The organism is Dokdonia sp. Asnod3-C12 (genome assembly GCF_045063975.1).
Classification (GTDB): domain Bacteria; phylum Bacteroidota; class Bacteroidia; order Flavobacteriales; family Flavobacteriaceae; genus Dokdonia.
The window spans coordinates 653,928-673,788 of the sequence record NZ_JBEFNY010000003.1 but is presented as its reverse complement, the minus strand read 5'-3'; the positions used below and the strand labels follow the sequence as shown (position 1 = coordinate 673,788).

Here is a 19,861-nt window from a genome sequence, read left to right as displayed (position 1 = left end):
GTTGTTTTGCTTTCGCGAAAGCATAAAAAAACCACCTTTTACAGTGGTCTTTTATATTTTATCTCTTGCTTGCTCTCGCTTGCTTGAAGTATTTTACTGGAGGAAAGAGCATCCCAAAAGATTCTCCATCTCCTTTACCTAAATGTTTATGGTGCATTTTATGTGCACGTCTGAGCGCTTTACCGTACCATCCATTTGCATTACGAAATAACTTAAATCGCTGATGAATAAATATGTCGTGTACGCCAAAGTATGCAAGGCCGTAGGCAAAAATACCTAAGCCTATAGGTAGACCTATCCACACGCCTTCATACTGCCACAATAAGAAACAGCCTATTGAAACTAGGGCATAAAAAATAAAGAAGAGGTCATTTTTTTCCCACCAAGAGTTGTGTTTTTTGTGGTGGTGATCTTGATGAAGTGACCATAAAAAGCCATGCATCACATATTTATGTGTTGCCCAAGCTAGAAATTCCATTACGACGAATGTCATTACAAAAACGAGTATCCAAAGAAATGTTTGCATTAGTATAGGGTAAAATTTAAATAAGGTTTAAACGATATTTCACATAGCTACGAGCCAATAGACTAGCTTTTACATAATCTGGCACTCGTACACGTGTATTTTTAATTTCGGCAGAAGGTACTTTCTTGAGTTTAGTAAGCAGCTTTTTGTAATACCTAAAAGCAGTGTACACTCCAAACTTAGCTTCTATAGGTAGTCTATTGATTCCCGCAAGACCTTTGGCAAAGTCTTCTTCTATATCTGCAATGATGCTTTGCTTTGAAGCTTCATCAAGTTCGTGCAGATTTGTATCTGGAAAATAGGTTCTACTAAGTCCTTCAAAATCTGCCTTGAGATCACGTAAGAAGTTTACCTTTTGAAAAGCAGAGCCTAGACTCATGGCACTTTCCTTAAGAGATTCATACTGCTCCTTATCTCCTTGCACAAAAACGGTAAGGCACATAAGGCCTACTACATCTGCACTACCATAGATATACTCTCTGTACTCTGCATCTGTTAAGTAATCCGACTTTGTGAGGTCGAGACGCATACTTTTCATAAAAGCATCTATGTGCTCTTGTTCTATAGCAAACTTGTGCACCGTCTCTTGAAAAGCATTGAGTATAGGGTTTAAGCTTATCTTATCTTCTAGCGCATTTTTAAGATCTTGATCAAAACGCTCAAAAAGAAGCGCTTTGTCATAATCATGAAAAGAGTCTACAATCTCATCTGCAAAGCGTACGAAACCATAAATATTGTAAATGTCCTGTCTTATTGACGGCGCAAGCATCTTTGTAGCGCTGGCAAAGGAAGTACTATAAGATTGGGTTACAACCTTTGCACAACTTCTGGAAACGGTGTCAAATAATGATTTCATATTAACTTTTAATTTTTGCTATAAGTTGGGAAGTTAGCTTACCAGATATAAGTGCTGGAGGAACTCCAGGACCAGGAACCGTTAACTGCCCAGTAAAGTACAAATTTTTCACTTTTTTACTTCTTAAATTCGGTCTAAGAAATGCAGTTTGTTTTAAAGTGTTTGCCATTCCGTATGCATTCCCTTTAAAACTGTTGTATTCACTTATAAAATCCTTGACGCAAAAAGACTCATTAAATAGTATGTGACTTCTAAAATCTTGACCAGAAAGTCGCTCTAGTCGTTCCATTATAATGTCAAAATATTTATCTCTAAGTGCTTGTGTATCTTCTACTCCTGGTGCTATTGGTATCAAGAAAAAGCCATTTTCTTTACCAGCTGGAGCCATAGTATCATCACTTATAGATGGAAAATTTGCGTAGAATAATGGTTCTTTAGGCCAAGCAAGATCATCATAAATAGTTCTTGCGTGTTCATTAAAATCAGTATCAAAAAATAAATTATGATGAGCGACTTTATCAAATTTCTTATCAAATCCTACATAAAATAGGAGGGAAGATGGTGCAAAAACTCGGCTGTCCCAGTATTTTTCTGAATACTGACGATCCGAAGGTTCTAGTAAAGTCTCAGTATGGTGATAGTCTGCGCCACTTACTACGATGTCTGCATTGATCGTTTCACCATTGACAACAATTCCTTTAGTTACTCCGTTTTCTACAATTATTTTTGATGCGCCTGCATCTGTATGCATCGTTACTCCTAGACTTTCAGCTAGTGTAATCATTCCTTTTATCACCGAATGCATTCCACCTTTAGGGTGCCAAGTTCCTAAGCCAAAATCTGCATAATTCATAAAGCGATAAAAAGCAGGTGTTTTATCTGGTTTTGCACCAAGAAAGAGCACTGGGAATTCTAAAATAGAAACAAGCTTCTCATTTTTAAATGCTTTACGCACATCATCACTTATCGTTTTGAAAAATTGTGCAACTCGTACAGCAGTCTCCGGTGTAACTAGCTCAAATGGAGAAAGGCCAGGTTTATTTACTACATCATTAATAGCAATGTCATAATTAACCCCTGCTTCTTTGATGAATTTTTTTAATGCTGGTGAGCTGCCCGGTTCTATGCGTTCAAATTCTATAGCAATTTTATCAAGGGTGTCACCTATAGTCACAATCTCATCTGCAAACCACACATGATATGCAGGATCCAGTTTTTCTAAGTTGTAATAATCTGATACTTTCTTTCCAAAATCCCCAAAGAATTTCTCAAAAATGTCTGGCATCCAGTACCAGCTAGGTCCCATATCAAAGGTAAATCCATCACGTTTGAGCTGTCTTGCTCGTCCTCCTAGCGTACTGTTTTTTTCATAAAGGTGAACCTCATTTCCTGCTTTGGCAAGATAACTTGCTGCAGATAGAGAGGAAAATCCAGAACCTATGATTATAATTTTTTTATGCATATGATGGGGTAGACTGTTTTATAACATTTACAAACTCTCTTATGCTAAGCATAATATGAATGTTTGAAGGGATTTTTGTTTCATCTATTTTACTAGTCATTGCGCCTAATACGTATAAATCTAATTTCTGATTTTCAAAAACAGCATTAAAATCTTCAAAGTATTGAGGAATCTCACTTTCTAAGGGATTTACAGTGAAGTAAGATGCAAATGATAGATTAGGATGGTTAACTGAAAGATATTTCAAATTTGAAAGCATAATACTTTGTCCTAAGTAAATAACTTTATATCCGTGAGAAACCAATTCGTAATTAAGAAATAATAATCCTAACTCGTGTATTTCATTCTCAGGCAGGAAAAGCGCAAATGTCTTCTCTTTTAACGGTGGGACACTGATTTGCGTTTTTTCAATATTAATAAGAATTTTATGCTTGATGAGATTGAATATAAAATGCTCATGCGATGGATTGATGGTATCCGTTTGCCATAACAACCCTATTTCGTGTAGTAATGGTATGAAGACTTCATAAAATATATCTACGAAGGGCTTCGTCTCATTAAGTGCATTGTATGTTTTATGAAATAAATTTTGATCAAAATTCATCATTGCTATTTTAAATGAATTAATAGCATGATTTTCACTAGACTCATTAGATTCAGAAATTAAGCTTGCAACAAGTGCTGCTATTTCTTTTGTAGAGTGACGGGCAATTTTTGAGATTTTGTATTTATGCTCCGTAAGAAACACAACATTAAGTAATTTCTGTAAATCGCTTAGTGCATATGTTCTAATATTTGTATCCGTACGTTGTGGTTCAAGGAGTCCATATCTTTTTTCCCATATACGTATAGTATGTGCCTTAATGCCACTTAGGCCTTCAAGGTCCTTTATACTAAATTTTGTTTTTACAGCATTTTTCATAAAACTCCTTATTTATATGTAAAAGTATGGAATTAAATTATTTTGTTTAACCTGTGAGTATTAAAATTTAAACAAAGTTTATGAAAATGTAGTTACGCTTTTGCGAAAGCGTGATAATTTAAGGTAAGAATTAGTTTGATGAACCTACTGAAGCCTTATCGCTTAATGGGTTGTGGAATATCTATGGAAGAATTGTAATAAAAAAGAGAGTTAATCATGTGATTAACTCTCTTTGTACCCGGAATGGGACTTGAACCCACACGCAACTAGTGCACACGGCCCTCAACCGTGCCTGTCTACCAATTTCAGCACCCGGGTAGATAGGTAGCATTTTATCAATGCGAGTGCAAATATAAAATGTTCTTGTGAGACTCTAGAGTGAATCTAAAACTATTTTTGAGGGTTATTGAATTTAAAGCATAAAAAAACCTTCATCTAGTGATGAAGGTTTATACTCATAAAGTGACCTGGCCGGGGCTCGAACCCGGGACCCTCTCCTTAAAAGGGAGATGCTCTACCAACTGAGCTACCAGGTCGTCATTTTAACGAGGGTGCAAATATAAAGTCTTCTTTCGAAACTCAAAGCATAATCTGAAATTATTTTTTGATTTTTTTTTGCATAAAAAAACCTCCATCAAAAGATGGAGGTTTGCACTTATCAAGTGACCTGGCCGGGGCTCGAACCCGGGACCCTCTCCTTAAAAGGGAGATGCTCTACCAACTGAGCTACCAGGTCATTGCCTCATTGCGGGTGCAAATATACATCTAATTAATTCTTATTTCCAAACCTTTTAAATAAAATTTTCATTCTTTTTTTTAGTTTAATATATACCTTTGTTTTTCAATAAGTTCGCATATGAAATATTTTTTAATGGGGTACATGGGGTCAGGAAAATCAACCATTGGACCACTACTCGCTGAAGCACTTTCTTACAAATTTTTAGATTTTGACACCTATATAGAAGAGGCAGAGGGCGATAGTATCTCAGAAATATTTAAAAATAAAGGTGAAATTTATTTTAGAAAAGCCGAAACAAGACATCTAAAAGCGTTAATTGATGAGAATGATGGTGATATAGTAGTCGCTTTAGGAGGTGGAACACCTTGTTATGGAAACAACTTGGAGCTTATTAAAGAAGCAAATGCAAAGACAATGTACCTTAATTGGAATTTTAAAGTACTTGCAAATAGGTTATGGGAGGCAAAAGAGGAGCGCCCACTGATTGCTAGCATGCAATCGCTAGAAGATCTAGAAGATTATATAAGGAAGCATTTATTTGAGAGAGGGTTTTATTATAACCAGGCGGATGTTGTGATTAAAGTAGAAACCCAATCACCAAAAGAATTAACTGTCGAAATTTTAAAGAAACTATTCTAAAACAGCAGTATCATTGCCTTTTCTAAAAGTGACTTTTACAGATTCATTAAGTGATGTACTCAAAGAGATGCCTTTAAAATCTGCTTTTACGGGGTATTTTTTGTGATTTCTATTTACTAGTACAGCTGTCTTAAATCTCTTTAATGGCACATCAAGAAAATGTTTTACGCCATATACGAGCGTCGTTCCAGAATTGAGAACATCGTCTATAAGAATTACAGATTTGTTTTGGTATTCACTTGCTGGAAGACTTGTCTGTACAGTACCTAGCGGATTTTTCTTATCCATAGTCACTTTACAAAGAATTGTCTTGAGAGGAGATATCTCTGCAAGAACCATAGCGAGACGTTCGGCAAATTTGTAACCGTTATCTGCAATGCCTGCTAGAATCACTTCTTCTTCATTTGCATTGCTTTCGTAGATTTGAAAGGCAATGCGCTTTGTTTTATGAGCTATTGCTTGATGATCTAATATTTTCTCCAGTTTAACTTTCATATCTGTGCTAGCTTATGGGTTAAAGATATTCAATTAACCTACTATTCTTCTTCATCGCTTTTAAAAAAATCGTCATTGTTGTAAATCTCATCAATGCTTCTTCTGTCTTTTTTAGTAGGGCGACCCACTCCTTTTTTACGATAATAATCTTTTGAGTATTTAAGTAATTCTAGTTTCTCAAGATTTTCCTTAGGAGTTTTGTCGCGCACATACATGCCTACTAGTTTTGCACCTAGCCTGCTTTCAGGTAGGTCAAGGACCTCTAGTACGTAAGTGACTTGGTTTTTACGCACAGATATGGTATCAGAAGGATATATGTCTCGAGAAGGTTTAATAGGGGTGTTATTAATTTTGACTTGACCTTTCTTGCAAGCTGCTGTAGCTATAGATCTAGTCTTAAAGTAGCGCACGCACCATAAATATTTGTCTACTCTCATATAAAAAGGGATAAAACCGCGTTAATAAAGGTAAAGTAATGTGCAAAAATACATCAAAATTGTATCTTGCAGTCCTTAAATTAAAATTGATGAAATTAAGAAATTACCTAGGTCTAGCGATAGTTTTACTACTATGTGTTGGTTGTCCTGAAGACGATGATGCAGACATTACGATTGTTCCTCCTAGAGATAGGGGAGAGCAAGCAATTGAAGATGATGCAGAGATACGTGAGTATTTAGAAACGCACTTTTATAATTATGAAGAGTTTGAGAATCCTACAGTAGACTTTGATTATCAAATACGTTTTGACACAATAGCACTTGCAAATAGTGATAAGACTCCTCTTATAGATAGACCAGAATTATCAAGTCTTACGTATAATCGTGAGGATACAGATCAAACTATTTACATCTTAACAGCAAGACAAGGCTCTAGCGAAAAACCTGCAGCCACTTATGCAGATTCTACACTGTTAAATTATACAGGTAGAAATTTAAATAGTTCAGTTTTTGATTCCTCTCCTAATCCTGTATGGTTTGATCTTGCTAGGACTATTGATGGTTTTCAAAATGGTGTAGCTGGTTTTAAAGGAGCTGGATCTGGACCTGTTACAAATGGAGATGGAACGACTGCATATGAGGATTATGGAGTAGGGGCCGTTTTTATACCTAGTGGTCTTGCGTATTTCAATCTTCCTCCAGGAAGTGTTGAAATATATAGTCCACTTGTATTTACTTTTTCTGTTTTTAATGTAGTCATTACAGATCATGATGGCGATGGTATAATCTCAATAGATGAAGATCTTGATGGTAATGGGTTTCTTTTTGACGATGCAGATGACCCGGATAATGATTTGTCATTTGCATACATTGATCAAGATGATGATAATGATGGTGTTCTTACTAAATTAGAGATTATACGTGATGAAGATGGAAATTTAGTTTCTTTTATAGATACAGATGGAGACGGAATAAGTAATCACCTAGATAGCGATGATGATGGTGATGGTAGAGATACCCTAGATGAAATTGTAATCAATAGCACAACTGGAGTCGTTACATATACAGATACAGACGGAGACGGTATACCTGATTATCTAGATGCAGATAGTTAGAATTTAATTACGCTTTCGCGAAAGCGTAATTAACATACTTAAAAGGCACATTGTTTGAACAATGTGCCTTTTTTATTTGAACTAATTTTTGATGCTCAATCAAGTGATTTGAGAAGGTTATTAAAGATGTTAAGTGGTTCGATATGTAGATTATAAACTTCTACATCGAGGCTAGAGATTGAGCATAATTGCTTGTTTTATGTCGTTCCTCTTAGAAATAGGTGCGAGGTATACCAAAAAGAAAATCGGGTACTCTTATTAAGAATACCCGATTTTAAAATCTATATTTTTTTAAAGCTAGTTCCCTCCATCAAGAGAGTACGATAAACTTAAAATCCATTGCGATGGTCTTGCATCTACTTTAAACCCTACACTATTATCTTCAGCCTGAGCTTCTGTTACAATGGTATTGTCTGTAAATGCTCCTTCATATCTCACATCAATTCCTAGCTTACCAAATGAAAGCCCTGCACCTAGCTGGTAGCCTACAGTAAATGAATTTTCCGGATCTTCAAAATCAATGTCTATCCCGTCAAATTCATCATCTATAATGTACTGAAAAGAAGGTCCAGCCTTCACATTTAAAGGACCTATAACATTGAAACCTACGAGTACTGGAATGTCAATTTTTGACAATTCATAATCAATACTATTTGAGCCTGAAATATTGCTCTGATATTCTGTATTAATTTTAGTGTAAAGCAGTTCTGGTTGTATAAAAATACCAGCAAACACTGCCTTGTAATAAATACCAGCATGAAAGCCAGACTTATTTTCTTTGTCAAAAGTACTTTCGGCAAATTCTGAGGTAAACTCTAGATCGCCTACAGATCCATAATTTAGTCCGCCCTTGATTCCGAAGCCAGCGCTTTGGCTAAATGCAGTCATACCTGATAAGAGTAATACTGCTACAATGATTTTTTTCATAATTGAAGTTTTATTGATTAATAAAGAGACAAATAAAAAGGCAGTATGTTACAATCATACTGCCTATGTCTTTTTATATAAACGGTTGTGTTGTTTGATTATTTTCTAGCAACTACTTTTTCTACAGCCTTTACAATAGCATCAGCATTAAGCCCGTACTTTTCCATAAGTTGTGCTGGCGTTCCACTTTCTCCAAAGGTATCTGCTGTCGCAACATACTCTTGCGGCGCAGGGTGAGTAAGAGATAGCTCTCTTGCCACACTTTCTCCTAGACCTCCTAAAAAGTTATGCTCCTCTGCAGTTACCACGCATCCCGTCTTTTTTACAGACTTGATGATTGCCTCTGCGTCTAGAGGTTTGATAGTGTGTATATTGATTACATCTGCTGAGATGCCTTTTTCGTTAAGTACTTTGCAAGCCTCAAGCGCTTCCCATACTAGGTGGCCAGTCGCAACAATAGTTACATCATTACCTTCTTGTAATTGTACTGCTTTCCCTATTTCAAATTTTTGATCTTCTGGAGTGAAGTTAGCTACTACTGGACGTCCAAAACGTAAATAAACTGGCCCTACGTGATCTGCAAGAGCTATAGTAGCCGCTTTGGTCTGGTTATAATCACACGTATTTATTACTGTCATCCCTGGTAACATCTTCATGAGTCCGATGTCTTCAAGAATTTGGTGCGTAGCACCATCTTCACCTAAGGTAAGACCTGCGTGAGATGCACATATTTTTACATTTTTATCAGAATATGCGATAGACTGTCTAATCTGGTCATAAACACGACCCGTAGAGAAGTTTGCAAAAGTTCCTGTAAAAGGAATTTTGCCACCTATTGTTAGTCCTGCGGCGATACCCATCATATTGGCTTCGGCAATTCCTATTTGGAAAAAACGTTCAGGATTTTCATCTATAAACGTCTGTATTTTTAGAGAACCTATAAGATCTGCACAAAGAGAAACCACATTAGGATTTGTTCTTCCTAATTCTGTCATTCCTGCTCCAAAACCTGATCTTGTATCCTTACTGCCTGTATTTTCGTATGTTTTCATTGTAATGATTTTTGGTACGCTTTCGCGAAAGCGTAATAAGAAAAAGGTTTAGTAGTCGCCTAAAGTTTCTGGATTCTGTGCTAGAGCACTCGCGAGTTGCTCATCATTAGGAGCTTTACCATGCCACGCGTGTGTGCCCATCATAAAGTCTACACCGTTACCCATGATTGTGTGTAATAATACACAAACTGGTTTTCCGTTTCCAGAAAGATCTTTGGCTTGATTCATTCCTTTTACAATAGCTTCTACATCATTTCCTTGCTCGATATCAAGAACAATCCACCCGAAAGCTTCAAATTTTGCACGCACACTTCCCATGTTTAAAACGTGGTCTGTGCTACCATCTATCTGCTGCCCGTTAAGATCTACAGTAGCGATAATATTATCAACCTTTTTTGCCGAAGCATACATAATTGCTTCCCAGTTTTGACCTTCTTGCAATTCACCGTCTCCCATTAAGGTATAGATAGTGTGGTTGTCTTTGTTAAGTTTTTTTGCTTGAGCTGCACCTACCGCAACACTTAATCCTTGACCTAGTGATCCAGAGGCGATACGCACTCCAGGAAGCCCTTCATGTGTAGTAGGGTGCCCTTGTAGTCTAGAGTTAAGTAGTCTAAAAGTGTTAAGCTCTTCGACTGGGAAATATCCAGAACGAGCTAATACACTATAAAAAACTGGAGAGATATGCCCGTTTGAAAGGAAGAAGAGGTCTTCTCCTATACCGTCCATATCAAATCCTTCTTTACGTTCCATAAGCTCTTGGTAGAGAACCGAAATAAATTCGGCACATCCTAATGATCCGCCTGGGTGTCCAGAACTTACTTTGTGTACTTGTCGTACGATATCTCTACGCACTTGGGTTACAAATGCTTCTAGCTTCTCTATGTCTGCCATATTATTGAATTTATTATGTAAAAATAAGCATATAAAAAAGTCCTACCATCGAGATTGCTCAAGATTGTAGGACTTCTTTGATTTTTGCGAAATATTGAATTTAAACTGCGTTATGCAATTACATCCATATTATCAGAAAGTGTACCTATAAACTTTGTGATAGGTCCTTTAACCATCATCGCCATCATGGCGTTAAATTCTCCTTCAAAGTGAAGTTGTACCTCAGTTTTATCTGCTGCTAGTTCTTTAATATCTGCAGTAAGTTGGAAAGGTATTTTATCACTTGCTGCCCCTAGTACTACTTTACTATGAGGGATTCCTTCCTTAAGGTCTAGTACTATTTCTGGCATACCTTTAAGTCCAAAAAGGAAACGTGTATCGCTTATCTTTTCAAACTTAGTGTTCTCTGGCATTAATTTTTCAAAGTTCTCAATGTTCATTAAGAAATTATAAACTTCTTCTTGTGACTTGTTGAGCGTCTTTACAGGACTTTCTAAATTCATTTAGGTTTTTTTAATGTTATTTTTCCCAGGTTGACGGGCTCTTACGCCAGTTTTCTAGCGTTTCTTGTTGTGCTTCGGTAATAAAATTTGTGTCCCTAGCTTGTAGTAGTAAATGAGAGTAATCACTAAGTGTGTTGAGTGTAACTCCAGCTTCTTCAAAATTCTGAGTAGCAGTATCAAAACCGTAGGTAAAGATGGCAAGCATCCCTTTTACCGTCATGTTAGAATTTTTAAGAGCTTCTACTGCCATAAGGCTACTCTTACCTGTGCTTATAAGATCTTCTATCACCACAACAGTGCTGTTAGGTTCTAGATGACCTTCAATCTGGTTTTTACGTCCGTGCTTTTTTGGCTCTGGACGTACATAAGCAAAAGGTACGTTGAGATAATCTGCAACAAGCATACCAATACCTATAGCTCCTGTAGCAACACCCACAATAGCATCTGGCTTGCCGTAGATGTTTTCTACTTGCTTTGCCATTTCTTGATGAATGTAGTTTCTAATAGGAGGATACGATAGTGTGATGCGGTTATCACAATAAATTGGGGATTTCCAACCAGAAGCCCATGTAAAAGGTTCTTGCGGTTGTAATTTTATTGCATTAATTTGCAAAAGCAATTCGGCAGTTTTTTTTGCCGTTTCTTTGTCTAAAATCATACTGCAAATGTATAAAGTTTTTGTGAATGATATTCCTATTATTCTATCTACAGAAAAGGTAATAGGGAAGAACTATAAAACCATCTCCATAAAGAAGGTCAAGATCAAGAAACTGATCAAGAAATTATATGATGGAGAACAGTTATATATTAACCTCTACCACCCTAAGGAAGAGAAGTTACTCAAGCACCTGCGCAAGAAACTTAAACTTGTAATAGCGGGCGGCGGACTCGTATATAACGATAAAAAAGAAATTCTTTTTATACATCGTAACGGTCGCTGGGACTTACCTAAAGGTAAAATCGAGAAAAAAGAAGATATAGAGGACTGTGCTATTAGAGAAGTAGAGGAGGAGACTGGTGTGACTGGTCTTACTATTAAAAAGCCACTGGAAATTACTTACCACGTTTTTAAACGTAATGGAGAGTTCCGTCTTAAGGAGACTTTCTGGTTTGAAATGCACACAAGCTGCACAGACGAGCTAGTGCCGCAAGCAAAGGAAGGTATTAAGAAAGCCAAGTGGCTCAACTTTGAAAAATCACAGAAAGCGCTTGATAAATCTTACGAAAATATCAAGCTTATCTTTCCTAAAGAATATTTAATTAAGCATCCTAACGATAGGGTAGCGTAAGTGTGCCTTCTCATAACTAGAAGATTTTTTATGAATCCAGTCTAGCTGAGCGTACCAATTATTTGCAAAATCAGGATTTAACGACTTCTTGAGATTAAACTCTATTCTAATTTTAGGGTGGGTCTCAAGAAATTGTTGAGCCTTATCTTCCCATACGTATGGAGAGAAACCTTCCTTCTGTTGTAATATAGTGTCAAAAAAGTTCCAGTTAAAGAAACTATCTGTCGCCTCTGGCTCTAGCGTTTCTAGAATGTAGCGTATTCCTTTTTGGTCTGTAGGTACTATATAACCACCTCTTGGTATGGTAACTTCTTCTTCAGAAGTTTTTAAACTGGTGTTATAGTGTAAATAATGACCTTCATAAGGGCTCTTTCGAGTTTCATAGGTGTCTATGTGATATACTTGAGCTACAAATGTCGTGTCCTTTTTAAGCTGATCAAACTTAATGTCATTTGCCTTTAAGATAAGCGCAACATCTCTGTAACCCCTTGGGATTACATATGCTTTTGGTATCGTTACCTCCTTTGTAGGCTTGAAATAATCGTAGTAAGTAACTTTCTTGGTAAAGGGTTTGTTAACGTCATATTTAAGACGTTCCTTCCCGGTCACTTCACTAGGTTGCATGCTACCTTCATAGCCAAGAAAGTTTAGGGTGGTGGTTTTTGTAGTATCTAACTCAAATTGCACAGGATAGGTTTCCGCTTTCGCGAAAGCGTTAAAAGCATTTTCACGCATTTCTTTAATCTTCGGGCCGTTTTCGGCAGTGATTTTTAAGATGCTTTTCATTAATTCGTACGTTCCTTCCACTCTAGGTTTGTAGGGTTTGAGCATATGGGTTTCTACCATGAGGCCTATAGTGTTCCATAGCGAAGTGAAACCAGTTGAGTAACGTGGGTAATCCATAAACTGGCTAAAGCCTTTTTCTGGAGTGCTATTAAAGACGTTCACATAAGGAGTAATCTCCCAGTCTTTTGTCTTAAGGTCTTCCTCTAGCATAGGCTGGAACTCATCATGCACGTAGTCACCTAATGCTCCTCCTAGTTTGTTGTGTTGTGTAAAGAGATGTGTGAGCGTGTATTGATAATCTGCGCCATTGCTTACGTGATTATCTATAAAAACATCTGGCTCAATCATGTGATAAATTTCTGCAAAAGCGGCAGCGTTTTTTGTGTCACGCTTTATAAAGTCACGATTGAGATCATAGTTTTGAGCATTTCCGCGGAAACCATATTCTTTTGGTCCATTCTGATTGGTTCTCGTCCCGCTATTACGGTTAAGAGCGCCACCTACATTATAAATTGCAATCGCACTTACCCATGTATTTTCTGGAGCTTCTATTTTTCCTTGTGCAAGATCTCGCATGAGCATCATAGTAGCATCGATCCCGTCTGACTCTCCAGGGTGAATACCATTATTTATGAGAATACGACGCACATCGTTATCGTCAGAAAACTCACTGTCAAAACTTCGATTAGGATTAAAAGTAACTAGCGTGAGCGGTTCGCCAGCATCTGTCGTGCCTACTTCATAGGTTTTAATAGAGCGATACGCAGTATCAAGATCCTTATAAAAAGCGATGACTTCTTGGTAGGTTGGCGTTTCTGTACCTCCGCTTTTTTCAAAGCGCGTAGTAAAGTCTTTATTTTCTGGATTATCTTTTGTGTCACCACAACTTATGATAATGGCGAGTAGTGGGAGTAAAAAAAGTCTTTTCATTTGGTTGTACTTGAAGTGTGAAGATACAAATTGGCTCAAAAATAAAAAGTAAGTTATTTTTGGATGTATAGTGTTTGAGTTACGCTTTCGCGAAAGCGTAAAAAAATTAAAAGAAAGGAGCGTATTGCAAGACTCTGAAGTCTATCGTATTGAATTGTGGATTTTCCTTTTTGAGTTGTTTGTATAGGGCAAGACTGCCCACGGCTCTGTTTGCCGCTCCAGAAGGTGCAGTGAGAGACACCGTTTTAATAGTGCGTCCTTGCCATTGAAACTGATGTACTCGGGGTACTTCGCTGCTTACCACTTTTAACTTTACATCCTTTTCTTTGCAAGCTTTCCTAAAGAAATACTCAGGGCCGTTTTTACTATTTCCTCCTGTGAATAATAGTGTTTCCACTTTTGGAGATTTACTCAAGTAACCGAAAATATCTCTGAGCGTCACGTTAGTCATTCCGATATCTGAAGCGTCTATTTTGATGCGTTCTGAGGAAGCAACAATATCACAAATACCGATATTACGAGATATTAGAAAATCTTTACGCTCTTGAATGGCTTGCTCTGTAGTTTCAAAAGTAAGATTGAGATTAAAAATCTTATTTAAAATAGGCCATAGTTGCCCATCGATACTGCCGTAGCAAAAGTTTACATCTCCCGTTTTAAGAGTGCCTTCTGTAAATCTAGGAGGAGGAAGTGTGCCTACAATGAGTTTTGTGGCGTTCTCAATATTAAACGGAGGATAGGGATGTGTGTGTTTAAAAACAGACATTATGATTGTGTCGCAGCAACAAGTCTTTCTACTTCTATAAAAGTATTTTTGTGTAGTTTTCTATTGGGTGTAGTAAGGTTTAAAAACTCTTCTTGCATCTCGTGTAGCACTTCTAGCGCTTTAGATTGCATCTTACTTTCAATATAAAATTTTGAGAGTTGCACGCGCTCAGGATAATTAGAATATCGCTGATCTATTTTTTTGAGGATAGCCTCTGCTTCTTCGTCCTTACCAGTTTTTGATAAGGCGAGCCCATATTTAAATTGCGCTTGTGATTTTTCAAAATCTGAGACGGTGCTCATTTTCTCACCTATGGCAATTACTTCATCATACTTTTCTTGCTCAAAAAGAGCAAGTAGTAATTGTGTGTTTGCATAGTAATCGTTTTTCTGACTTCCTTTTAAAACACTATCGTATTGAATCGCTGCCTCTTTAAAGTTACCTATCGCAAGTAATGCATCGCCTAGCTCTACGCGATTAGAATACGTGTCAGAAAATTCAACTTTCTTTTCTAGTTGGCTTATCTTTTTGGTAGGGTTAATAACCGCTGTAAATTCCTTTTGAACGACAGCAACATCCTTTTTATTGAAAATCTGAGCAATTACATATACTAGGCTGCCTATGGCAGGCAATAGGAGGATAGCAAAGTACCAGTAAAAACTATTTTTATTCTTGTAAACGTGGTAAGCACATGCCAGTTGTAGCGCAATAAGAATGTAATACGTCATAGTGATACTTTTTATTTATAAAGATAGTGTAGGCAGATGATTAACAGAATTTTAAAATAGGTTCTTTTTGAAAAATGCTACCTTGAGAATAACTAAAAATATGGATATGGGAAGAGGAGATAAAAAATCAAGAAGAGGGAAAATAAGCCGCGGAACTTTTGGCGCAAAAAGAAGAAAAAAAGGCAGGAAGAAAGCTAAGGATGCTGCGAAAATGCAGAAAGATAAGTAGTTGTTCTAGTATTATAAGATGTTTTCCAGAGCGTAAAAAACCCATCATAGATTTCTCTATGATGGGTTTTTAGTTATTGTAGACAATTACCTTGTAAATACAAATTCGTTTTTATCTTCATTAGACTCCTCTGCGCTGTATGCGTAGCCGTCATAATCAAATCCTTTAAGATCTTTTATGCTGTTTACATCTTTATCGATAATGTAACGCACCATCGAGCCACGTGCTTTTTTTGCGTAAAAAGCAATAATCTTTAGTTTACCATTTTTAAAGTCTTTAAAGATAGGCGTGATTACGGGAACCTTAAGTTTTTTAGGCTGTACTGCTTTAAAGTATTCTTGGCTCGCAAGATTAACAAAAAGCTCATCATCTTCTAATTCCTCATTAAGACGATTAGTAAGAGTGTCTCCCCAAAATTCATATAAGTTCTTAGTGTTGTAGTATTCTAGCTTAGTTCCCATCTCAAGACGGTAAGCCTGCATTAAATCTAGTGGGCGTAATATTCCATACATACCACTTAAAATTCTTAGCGTGTCTTGAAATTTGTCTAATTTTTCTGTTGGGATCGTGTATGCATCAAGACCTGTATACACATCGCCATCAAAAGTATAAACCGCTGGTCGCGCATTACTTTTTGTAAACGGAGTTGTAAAATCTTGATAACGCTGGTAGTTTAAATCTGCCAGTTTCTCACTAATGTGCATTAAGTCTTGAATCTCTTTCTTTGTAGTATTTGAGAGTTTACTATTAAGCTTTTCTGCCTCTTCAAGAAACTGCGGTTGCGTAGCTCTTGAGGTAGGGAGTTTTGATTCAAAATTGAGTGACTTTGCTGGAGAAACAACGATTTTCATAAGTAATTTTCTTTGATATCAAAGTTAGCAATTATGTGCTTTACACACAGCAGTTGCTATTGTTTTTGACTATGGCGGGATTGAATAAGGGTAATGGTCAGTGAGATGGGAAATTGAAATTATCTGTTTTACACAACATCCCTCTAAATCTCCCTTCAAAGGGAGACTTCTAGTTTCTTCCCTTTGAAGGGGTGGATGGGTCGTAGAGGTAGGTAGAATGGAATTTGATATTAATTGAGATAAAATTTTATAAACAAACCATATTTTTAAATAACAGATTTGTCAACAGAAACCATAAAAAAAGCGAGTCACTGTTTTTAAACAATGACTCGCTTTTGATGTAATTATGAGTTTGTAGTATCAGCTTTCGCGAAAGCCTAGTTCAACTAATCTATTGCTCCTTACTGTGCGTAGCATAAGATCGCCACTTATCTATACAGCCCGTCATATCTTCTGGTACTGGGGTTTCAAAACGTTTGTATTCTCCAGTAGTAGGATGTACAAAACCTAATGTCTTTGCATGCAGTGCCTGGCGTGGTAAAATCTTAAAGCAGTTATCCACAAACTGTTTATACTTAGTAAACGTCGTTCCTTTTAAGATAGCATTACCACCATAACGCTCATCGTTAAATAAGGTGTGTCCTATGTGCTTCATGTGCACACGTATCTGGTGTGTACGTCCCGTCTCAAGCTTACAGCTCACAAGTGTTACATAGCCTAGACGCTCTATTACTTTGTAATGAGTAACAGCTGGTTTTCCTTGGTCTTCTTCGTCGCCGTAAAAAACGGTGTTTTGTAACCTGTTCTTTGGGTGACGACCTATATTTCCTTCTATTGTTCCTTCGTCTTCTGTTACATTACCCCATACGATAGCAACATATTCTCGCTCTGTCGTTTTATTGAAAAACTGCTTAGAGAGGTGGGTCATTGCTTGTTCTGTTTTGGCAACCACAAGTAAACCACTAGTGTCTTTGTCGATACGGTGTACAAGTCCTGGTCTATCACTAGAATTGTTAGGTAGGTTATCTACGTGGTGAATAAGTGCGTTAATAAGCGTTCCAGAATAATTACCGTGACCTGGGTGCACCACCATTCCTGCAGGTTTGTTGACTACCATAAGTTGGTCGTCTTCATAAACCACATCGATATCAATATCTTCTGGAGTGAGTAAAAACTCATGTGGTGGGTGCTCAAACATGGCACGCACAACATCTCCTGCTTTTACTTTATAATTTTGTTTTACAACAATATTATTTACTTGAATGCTGCCGTTTTTGGCAGCCTTCTGGATTTTATTACGGGTAGCATTTTCTACAAAATTCATTAAGAATTTATCTACGCGTAATGGTTCTTGACCTTTACTAGCAGTAAAACTGTAGTGCTCGTAAAGTTCGTCGTCTTGAGGTTCTGGACCTATAAATTGTTCTTCGTTCATTGTTTAGTTTTCGTCTGATGAGTCATCAGAAATAGCGTCGCGGTAGTCACCTTTACCATTACCTAATACTAGGTCGATAACAGAAGTTTTTTCTAGTCTATCTCCAGCTTTCACTCTCTTTCCTTTGTGTCTTATATCTCTTACTTCGTCTTTTCCTATCCAGTCTACATAGGTTACTTTTCCTATCTCAAATCCTAACGCCTTTAATGAAGGTTCTGCCTGGCGGCGTGTTTTACCTACAATAGGAGGGATGGTCATTTTTTGAAACCCAGATGGATTCAATACAAGGTATATCTGTCTGTTTTCTTTTACAAATTTTCCAGCATTAGGCTCTTGATCAATCACAGAATACTTAGGATAGTCAGGATTAAAATTTGCACTGTCTATAATAAAGTAACGCAGATCTGCATTTTCTAGTTCTTGAGAGACTAGATCAAGCGTCATCCCTTTTACATTAGGCACTGCAATGCGCTCATCGTGATTTGTGGTGCTTCCTAACCACCATCTAGTAACAAATACTAATGCGATGATGATGATGATAGCAAGTACAATTTGTTTTACAAATGCTTTGCTGACTAGAAATTTTAAAAGACTCATAGATGGGTTATGGTTAAGGGTGCAAATATATAAAATAGATAGCCTATTTGGTGTAGGTATGATTATACCTATTTTTACATTAACGTTAACGAGACAGATTTAGTTTTGTCTTTTCAAATTTTCACGAAAGTGCAGAAAAAAAATATCGCCGTTTTAATGGGTGGCTACAGTAGCGAGTACCAAATATCGCTTAACAGTGGTGCCACCGTAGTTGCTTCTTTAGATAAAGAAAAATACCAAGTGTATGCCGTGCATATCCTTAAGGAGGGATGGTTTTGTGTGATAGATGGCGAGCGATTTGCAATAGATAAAGGCGATTTTAGCTTTATTGACGCTTTCGCGAAAAAGGTAACATTCCAAGCTTGTTACAATACCATACACGGAACGCCAGGAGAGGACGGAAAACTACAAGCCTACCTAGAATTACTAGGAATCCCACAGACGAGTTGTGACTTTTATGAAAGCGCAATGACGTTTAATAAGCGCGACACACTAAGCGTGTTAAGTTCATACGGCGTGCCAATGGCGCAATCTGTATACGTGAATAAAGGAGATATTATTGATATGCCCTTTAAAAATTCGCTAGCCTTAAAAGTGGGATATCCATGTTTTGTAAAGCCTAACCGCGCAGGTTCTAGTTATGGCGTGAGTAAAGTATATAAAGAAGGAGATCTAGAGCAGGCTCTAGAGCATGCGTTCTCTGAGGATAGCCAAGTCCTGATAGAATCTTTTTTAAGCGGTACAGAGGTGTCTGTAGGAGTGTATAACTTTGGAGGAGAGACACAAGTATTACCGGCTTGCGAGATTGTGCCAGATGGAGACTTTTTTAGTCTAGAGGCAAAGTACTCTGGAAAATCACAAGAAATTGTGCCCGCACGACTCTCCGAAAAAGAGACAAATGAAGTGCAAGGACTTACAAAAGGGATTTATGATCTCTTGAGTTTAAAAGGAATCTGTCGCATAGATTTTATCTTTCACGAGGGTAAACCGCATTTTGTTGAGGTAAATACTAATCCTGGATTATCAAAGGAAAGTATCATCCCAAGAGAATTTAAAGCAGCAGGATTATCACTTGCAGACGTTTTTGGTGAAGCCATTGAACATTGTATAGAACGAGCGCAAGTATAGAAAGCGTTACTAGTAATTAAAAGAATACCATATTAAGCTATAGATTATGATAAGAAAAGCAGTATTTCCTGGAAGTTTTGACCCTATTACTCTTGGGCATTATGATATTATAGAAAGAGGCTTGACCTTATTTGATGAGGTGATACTTGCTATAGGTGTTAATGCAGATAAGAAATATATGTTCTCATTAGAACAACGTAAGCAGTTTCTTATTGACACGTTTAAAGACGAGCCGCGTATTAAGGTGATGACTTATAAAGGTCTTACTATAGACTTTTGTAAGGAGCAAGAAAGCGAATTCATACTAAGAGGACTGCGTAATCCTGGCGATTTTGAGTTTGAAAAAGCAATAGCTCATACAAACAGAAAATTATCTGGTATTGAGACGGTATTCTTACTTACCAGCTCTGGTAAGAGTTATATATCCTCATCTATTGTGCGCGATGTAATCCGTAATGGTGGTGACTGTTCTGGTCTAGTGCCAGATGTGGTAGAACCTTGTGCAAATGAGATTTGGAAAGAAATACAAGAGAAAGAGTAGTATAATTTACTCGG

Annotated in this window: 23 protein-coding genes and 3 tRNA genes; 6 read left to right on the top strand and 20 right to left on the bottom strand. The window is 37.1% G+C overall.

Going from position 1 to position 19,861, the window contains the following annotated elements; all coding sequences use genetic code 11:
- Positions 1-58: 58 nt before the first annotated feature.
- The 7 genes from ACJJVW_RS03115 to ACJJVW_RS03085 all read right to left on the bottom strand — a co-directional run bounded on the left by ACJJVW_RS03115 (position 59) and on the right by ACJJVW_RS03085 (position 4,502).
- Positions 59-526 (bottom strand): sterol desaturase family protein, encoded by a 468-nt coding sequence (locus ACJJVW_RS03115; RefSeq protein ID WP_013751435.1) that lies wholly within the window; start codon positions 524-526, stop codon positions 59-61.
- A 16-nt stretch (positions 527-542) separates the two neighbouring features.
- A complete protein-coding gene (locus tag ACJJVW_RS03110) occupies positions 543-1,382 on the bottom strand; it encodes a phytoene/squalene synthase family protein (protein ID WP_298328592.1) in 840 nt (279 codons plus the stop codon).
- 1 nt (position 1,383) lies between these two features.
- Positions 1,384-2,844 carry a phytoene desaturase family protein gene (locus ACJJVW_RS03105; protein ID WP_405250728.1) on the bottom strand — a complete coding sequence of 487 codons (1,461 nt, stop codon included), beginning with the start codon at positions 2,842-2,844 and terminating at the stop codon, positions 1,384-1,386.
- Positions 2,837-3,766, bottom strand: a complete 930-nt coding sequence (locus ACJJVW_RS03100; RefSeq protein WP_298328588.1) for a MerR family transcriptional regulator — start codon at positions 3,764-3,766, stop codon at positions 2,837-2,839. The genes ACJJVW_RS03105 and ACJJVW_RS03100 overlap by 8 nt, the downstream gene beginning before the upstream one ends.
- Positions 3,767-4,001: 235 nt before the next feature.
- Positions 4,002-4,084: transfer RNA gene (locus tag ACJJVW_RS03095), tRNA-Leu, on the bottom strand.
- Positions 4,085-4,229: 145 nt separating this feature from the next.
- Positions 4,230-4,302, bottom strand: a tRNA-Lys gene (locus ACJJVW_RS03090).
- A gap of 127 nt (positions 4,303-4,429) precedes the next feature.
- Positions 4,430-4,502 (bottom strand) — tRNA-Lys (locus ACJJVW_RS03085).
- Positions 4,503-4,622: 120 nt separating this feature from the next.
- Between ACJJVW_RS03085 and ACJJVW_RS03080 the strand changes: the two genes are divergently transcribed.
- A complete protein-coding gene (locus ACJJVW_RS03080) occupies positions 4,623-5,144 on the top strand; it encodes a shikimate kinase (protein ID WP_298328586.1) in 522 nt (173 codons plus the stop codon).
- Here ACJJVW_RS03080 and ACJJVW_RS03075 read toward each other — a convergent pair.
- The gene (locus tag ACJJVW_RS03075; RefSeq protein WP_298328584.1) at positions 5,136-5,639 is read right to left on the bottom strand and encodes a phosphoribosyltransferase family protein; all 504 of its coding nucleotides are present in this window, start codon (positions 5,637-5,639) and stop codon (positions 5,136-5,138) included. The two genes, ACJJVW_RS03080 and ACJJVW_RS03075, sit on opposite strands and share 9 nt — an antisense overlap.
- Positions 5,640-5,680: 41 nt before the next feature.
- Positions 5,681-6,076, bottom strand: coding sequence for an RNA-binding S4 domain-containing protein (locus tag ACJJVW_RS03070; protein ID WP_405250726.1), 396 nt, complete (start codon positions 6,074-6,076; stop codon positions 5,681-5,683).
- Between the two features lie 89 nt (positions 6,077-6,165).
- Between ACJJVW_RS03070 and ACJJVW_RS03065 the strand changes: the two genes are divergently transcribed.
- Positions 6,166-7,191, top strand: a complete 1,026-nt coding sequence (locus ACJJVW_RS03065) for a hypothetical protein (RefSeq protein WP_298328580.1) — start codon at positions 6,166-6,168, stop codon at positions 7,189-7,191.
- A 297-nt stretch (positions 7,192-7,488) separates the two neighbouring features.
- On the opposite strand, the gene ACJJVW_RS03060 is transcribed toward ACJJVW_RS03065, so the two are convergent.
- The 5 genes from ACJJVW_RS03060 to pyrE form a co-directional block, all read right to left on the bottom strand.
- Positions 7,489-8,118, bottom strand: a complete 630-nt coding sequence (locus ACJJVW_RS03060; RefSeq protein ID WP_298328578.1) for an outer membrane beta-barrel protein — start codon at positions 8,116-8,118, stop codon at positions 7,489-7,491.
- Positions 8,119-8,216: 98 nt separating this feature from the next.
- A complete protein-coding gene (locus ACJJVW_RS03055) occupies positions 8,217-9,170 on the bottom strand; it encodes a transketolase family protein (RefSeq protein ID WP_298328576.1) in 954 nt (317 codons plus the stop codon).
- A gap of 48 nt (positions 9,171-9,218) precedes the next feature.
- Positions 9,219-10,064, bottom strand: a complete 846-nt coding sequence (locus ACJJVW_RS03050; protein WP_013751445.1) for a transketolase — start codon at positions 10,062-10,064, stop codon at positions 9,219-9,221.
- A 110-nt stretch (positions 10,065-10,174) separates the two neighbouring features.
- Complete coding sequence (locus ACJJVW_RS03045; RefSeq protein ID WP_013751446.1) at positions 10,175-10,567, bottom strand: orotate phosphoribosyltransferase; 393 nt, start codon at positions 10,565-10,567, stop codon at positions 10,175-10,177.
- 16 nt (positions 10,568-10,583) lie between these two features.
- Positions 10,584-11,225 (bottom strand): orotate phosphoribosyltransferase, encoded by a 642-nt coding sequence (pyrE, locus tag ACJJVW_RS03040; protein ID WP_379952693.1) that lies wholly within the window; start codon positions 11,223-11,225, stop codon positions 10,584-10,586.
- A 7-nt stretch (positions 11,226-11,232) separates the two neighbouring features.
- On the opposite strand from pyrE, the gene ACJJVW_RS03035 reads away from it, so the two are divergent.
- The gene (locus ACJJVW_RS03035; RefSeq protein ID WP_298328571.1) at positions 11,233-11,856 is read left to right on the top strand and encodes an NUDIX hydrolase; all 624 of its coding nucleotides are present in this window, start codon (positions 11,233-11,235) and stop codon (positions 11,854-11,856) included.
- On the opposite strand, the gene ACJJVW_RS03030 is transcribed toward ACJJVW_RS03035, so the two are convergent.
- The 3 genes from ACJJVW_RS03030 to ACJJVW_RS03020 form a co-directional block, all read right to left on the bottom strand.
- On the bottom strand, positions 11,824-13,572 hold the full coding sequence (locus ACJJVW_RS03030; protein WP_405250725.1) for a M14 family metallopeptidase: 1,749 nt from the start codon (positions 13,570-13,572) through the stop codon (positions 11,824-11,826). The genes ACJJVW_RS03035 and ACJJVW_RS03030 overlap by 33 nt on opposite strands.
- Positions 13,573-13,678: 106 nt before the next feature.
- Positions 13,679-14,338 carry a uracil-DNA glycosylase family protein gene (locus ACJJVW_RS03025; protein ID WP_379952691.1) on the bottom strand — a complete coding sequence of 220 codons (660 nt, stop codon included), beginning with the start codon at positions 14,336-14,338 and terminating at the stop codon, positions 13,679-13,681.
- Entirely contained in the window at positions 14,338-15,066 is a 729-nt protein-coding gene (locus tag ACJJVW_RS03020) for a hypothetical protein (RefSeq protein ID WP_405250724.1), read from the bottom strand. The genes ACJJVW_RS03025 and ACJJVW_RS03020 overlap by 1 nt, the downstream gene beginning before the upstream one ends.
- 67 nt (positions 15,067-15,133) lie before the next feature.
- Here ACJJVW_RS03020 and ACJJVW_RS03015 point away from each other — a divergent pair, with 67 nt between their 5' ends.
- Positions 15,134-15,295, top strand: coding sequence for a 30S ribosomal protein THX (locus tag ACJJVW_RS03015; protein ID WP_405223233.1), 162 nt, complete (start codon positions 15,134-15,136; stop codon positions 15,293-15,295).
- Between the two features lie 86 nt (positions 15,296-15,381).
- On the opposite strand, the gene yaaA is transcribed toward ACJJVW_RS03015, so the two are convergent.
- The 3 genes from yaaA to ACJJVW_RS03000 form a co-directional block, all read right to left on the bottom strand.
- Positions 15,382-16,146 (bottom strand): peroxide stress protein YaaA, encoded by a 765-nt coding sequence (gene yaaA, locus ACJJVW_RS03010; RefSeq protein WP_405250723.1) that lies wholly within the window; start codon positions 16,144-16,146, stop codon positions 15,382-15,384.
- Positions 16,147-16,537: 391 nt separating this feature from the next.
- Positions 16,538-17,581: an RluA family pseudouridine synthase gene (locus ACJJVW_RS03005; RefSeq protein ID WP_298328553.1), complete on the bottom strand. Its 1,044-nt coding sequence runs from the start codon at positions 17,579-17,581 to the stop codon at positions 16,538-16,540.
- Positions 17,582-17,584: 3 nt separating this feature from the next.
- A complete protein-coding gene (locus ACJJVW_RS03000) occupies positions 17,585-18,178 on the bottom strand; it encodes a PASTA domain-containing protein (protein ID WP_108876770.1) in 594 nt (197 codons plus the stop codon).
- Positions 18,179-18,307: 129 nt separating this feature from the next.
- Here ACJJVW_RS03000 and ACJJVW_RS02995 point away from each other — a divergent pair, with 129 nt between their 5' ends.
- Both ACJJVW_RS02995 and coaD read left to right on the top strand, forming a co-directional pair.
- A complete protein-coding gene (locus ACJJVW_RS02995) occupies positions 18,308-19,306 on the top strand; it encodes a D-alanine--D-alanine ligase (RefSeq protein ID WP_405250722.1) in 999 nt (332 codons plus the stop codon).
- Between the two features lie 49 nt (positions 19,307-19,355).
- A complete protein-coding gene (gene coaD / locus ACJJVW_RS02990; RefSeq protein ID WP_108876769.1) occupies positions 19,356-19,847 on the top strand; it encodes a pantetheine-phosphate adenylyltransferase in 492 nt (163 codons plus the stop codon).
- Positions 19,848-19,861 lie beyond the last annotated feature (14 nt).

Excerpts from the sequence above, each read along its gene's own strand:
- ACJJVW_RS03115 (WP_013751435.1), bottom strand. The coding sequence starts at position 526 with ATGCAAACATTTCTTTGGATACTCGTTTTTGTAATGACATTCGTCGTA.
- ACJJVW_RS03110 (WP_298328592.1), bottom strand. The coding sequence starts at position 1,382 with ATGAAATCATTATTTGACACCGTTTCCAGAAGTTGTGCAAAGGTTGTA.
- ACJJVW_RS03105 (WP_405250728.1), bottom strand. The coding sequence starts at position 2,844 with ATGCATAAAAAAATTATAATCATAGGTTCTGGATTTTCCTCTCTATCT.
- ACJJVW_RS03100 (WP_298328588.1), bottom strand. The coding sequence starts at position 3,766 with ATGAAAAATGCTGTAAAAACAAAATTTAGTATAAAGGACCTTGAAGGC.
- ACJJVW_RS03080 (WP_298328586.1), top strand. The coding sequence starts at position 4,623 with ATGAAATATTTTTTAATGGGGTACATGGGGTCAGGAAAATCAACCATT.
- ACJJVW_RS03075 (WP_298328584.1), bottom strand. The coding sequence starts at position 5,639 with ATGAAAGTTAAACTGGAGAAAATATTAGATCATCAAGCAATAGCTCAT.
- ACJJVW_RS03070 (WP_405250726.1), bottom strand. The coding sequence starts at position 6,076 with ATGAGAGTAGACAAATATTTATGGTGCGTGCGCTACTTTAAGACTAGA.
- ACJJVW_RS03065 (WP_298328580.1), top strand. The coding sequence starts at position 6,166 with ATGAAATTAAGAAATTACCTAGGTCTAGCGATAGTTTTACTACTATGT.
- ACJJVW_RS03060 (WP_298328578.1), bottom strand. The coding sequence starts at position 8,118 with ATGAAAAAAATCATTGTAGCAGTATTACTCTTATCAGGTATGACTGCA.
- ACJJVW_RS03055 (WP_298328576.1), bottom strand. The coding sequence starts at position 9,170 with ATGAAAACATACGAAAATACAGGCAGTAAGGATACAAGATCAGGTTTT.
- ACJJVW_RS03050 (WP_013751445.1), bottom strand. The coding sequence starts at position 10,064 with ATGGCAGACATAGAGAAGCTAGAAGCATTTGTAACCCAAGTGCGTAGA.
- ACJJVW_RS03045 (WP_013751446.1), bottom strand. The coding sequence starts at position 10,567 with ATGAATTTAGAAAGTCCTGTAAAGACGCTCAACAAGTCACAAGAAGAA.
- pyrE (WP_379952693.1), bottom strand. The coding sequence starts at position 11,225 with ATGATTTTAGACAAAGAAACGGCAAAAAAAACTGCCGAATTGCTTTTG.
- ACJJVW_RS03035 (WP_298328571.1), top strand. The coding sequence starts at position 11,233 with ATGTATAAAGTTTTTGTGAATGATATTCCTATTATTCTATCTACAGAA.
- ACJJVW_RS03030 (WP_405250725.1), bottom strand. The coding sequence starts at position 13,572 with ATGAAAAGACTTTTTTTACTCCCACTACTCGCCATTATCATAAGTTGT.
- ACJJVW_RS03025 (WP_379952691.1), bottom strand. The coding sequence starts at position 14,338 with ATGTCTGTTTTTAAACACACACATCCCTATCCTCCGTTTAATATTGAG.
- ACJJVW_RS03020 (WP_405250724.1), bottom strand. The coding sequence starts at position 15,066 with ATGACGTATTACATTCTTATTGCGCTACAACTGGCATGTGCTTACCAC.
- yaaA (WP_405250723.1), bottom strand. The coding sequence starts at position 16,146 with ATGAAAATCGTTGTTTCTCCAGCAAAGTCACTCAATTTTGAATCAAAA.
- ACJJVW_RS03005 (WP_298328553.1), bottom strand. The coding sequence starts at position 17,581 with ATGAACGAAGAACAATTTATAGGTCCAGAACCTCAAGACGACGAACTT.
- ACJJVW_RS03000 (WP_108876770.1), bottom strand. The coding sequence starts at position 18,178 with ATGAGTCTTTTAAAATTTCTAGTCAGCAAAGCATTTGTAAAACAAATT.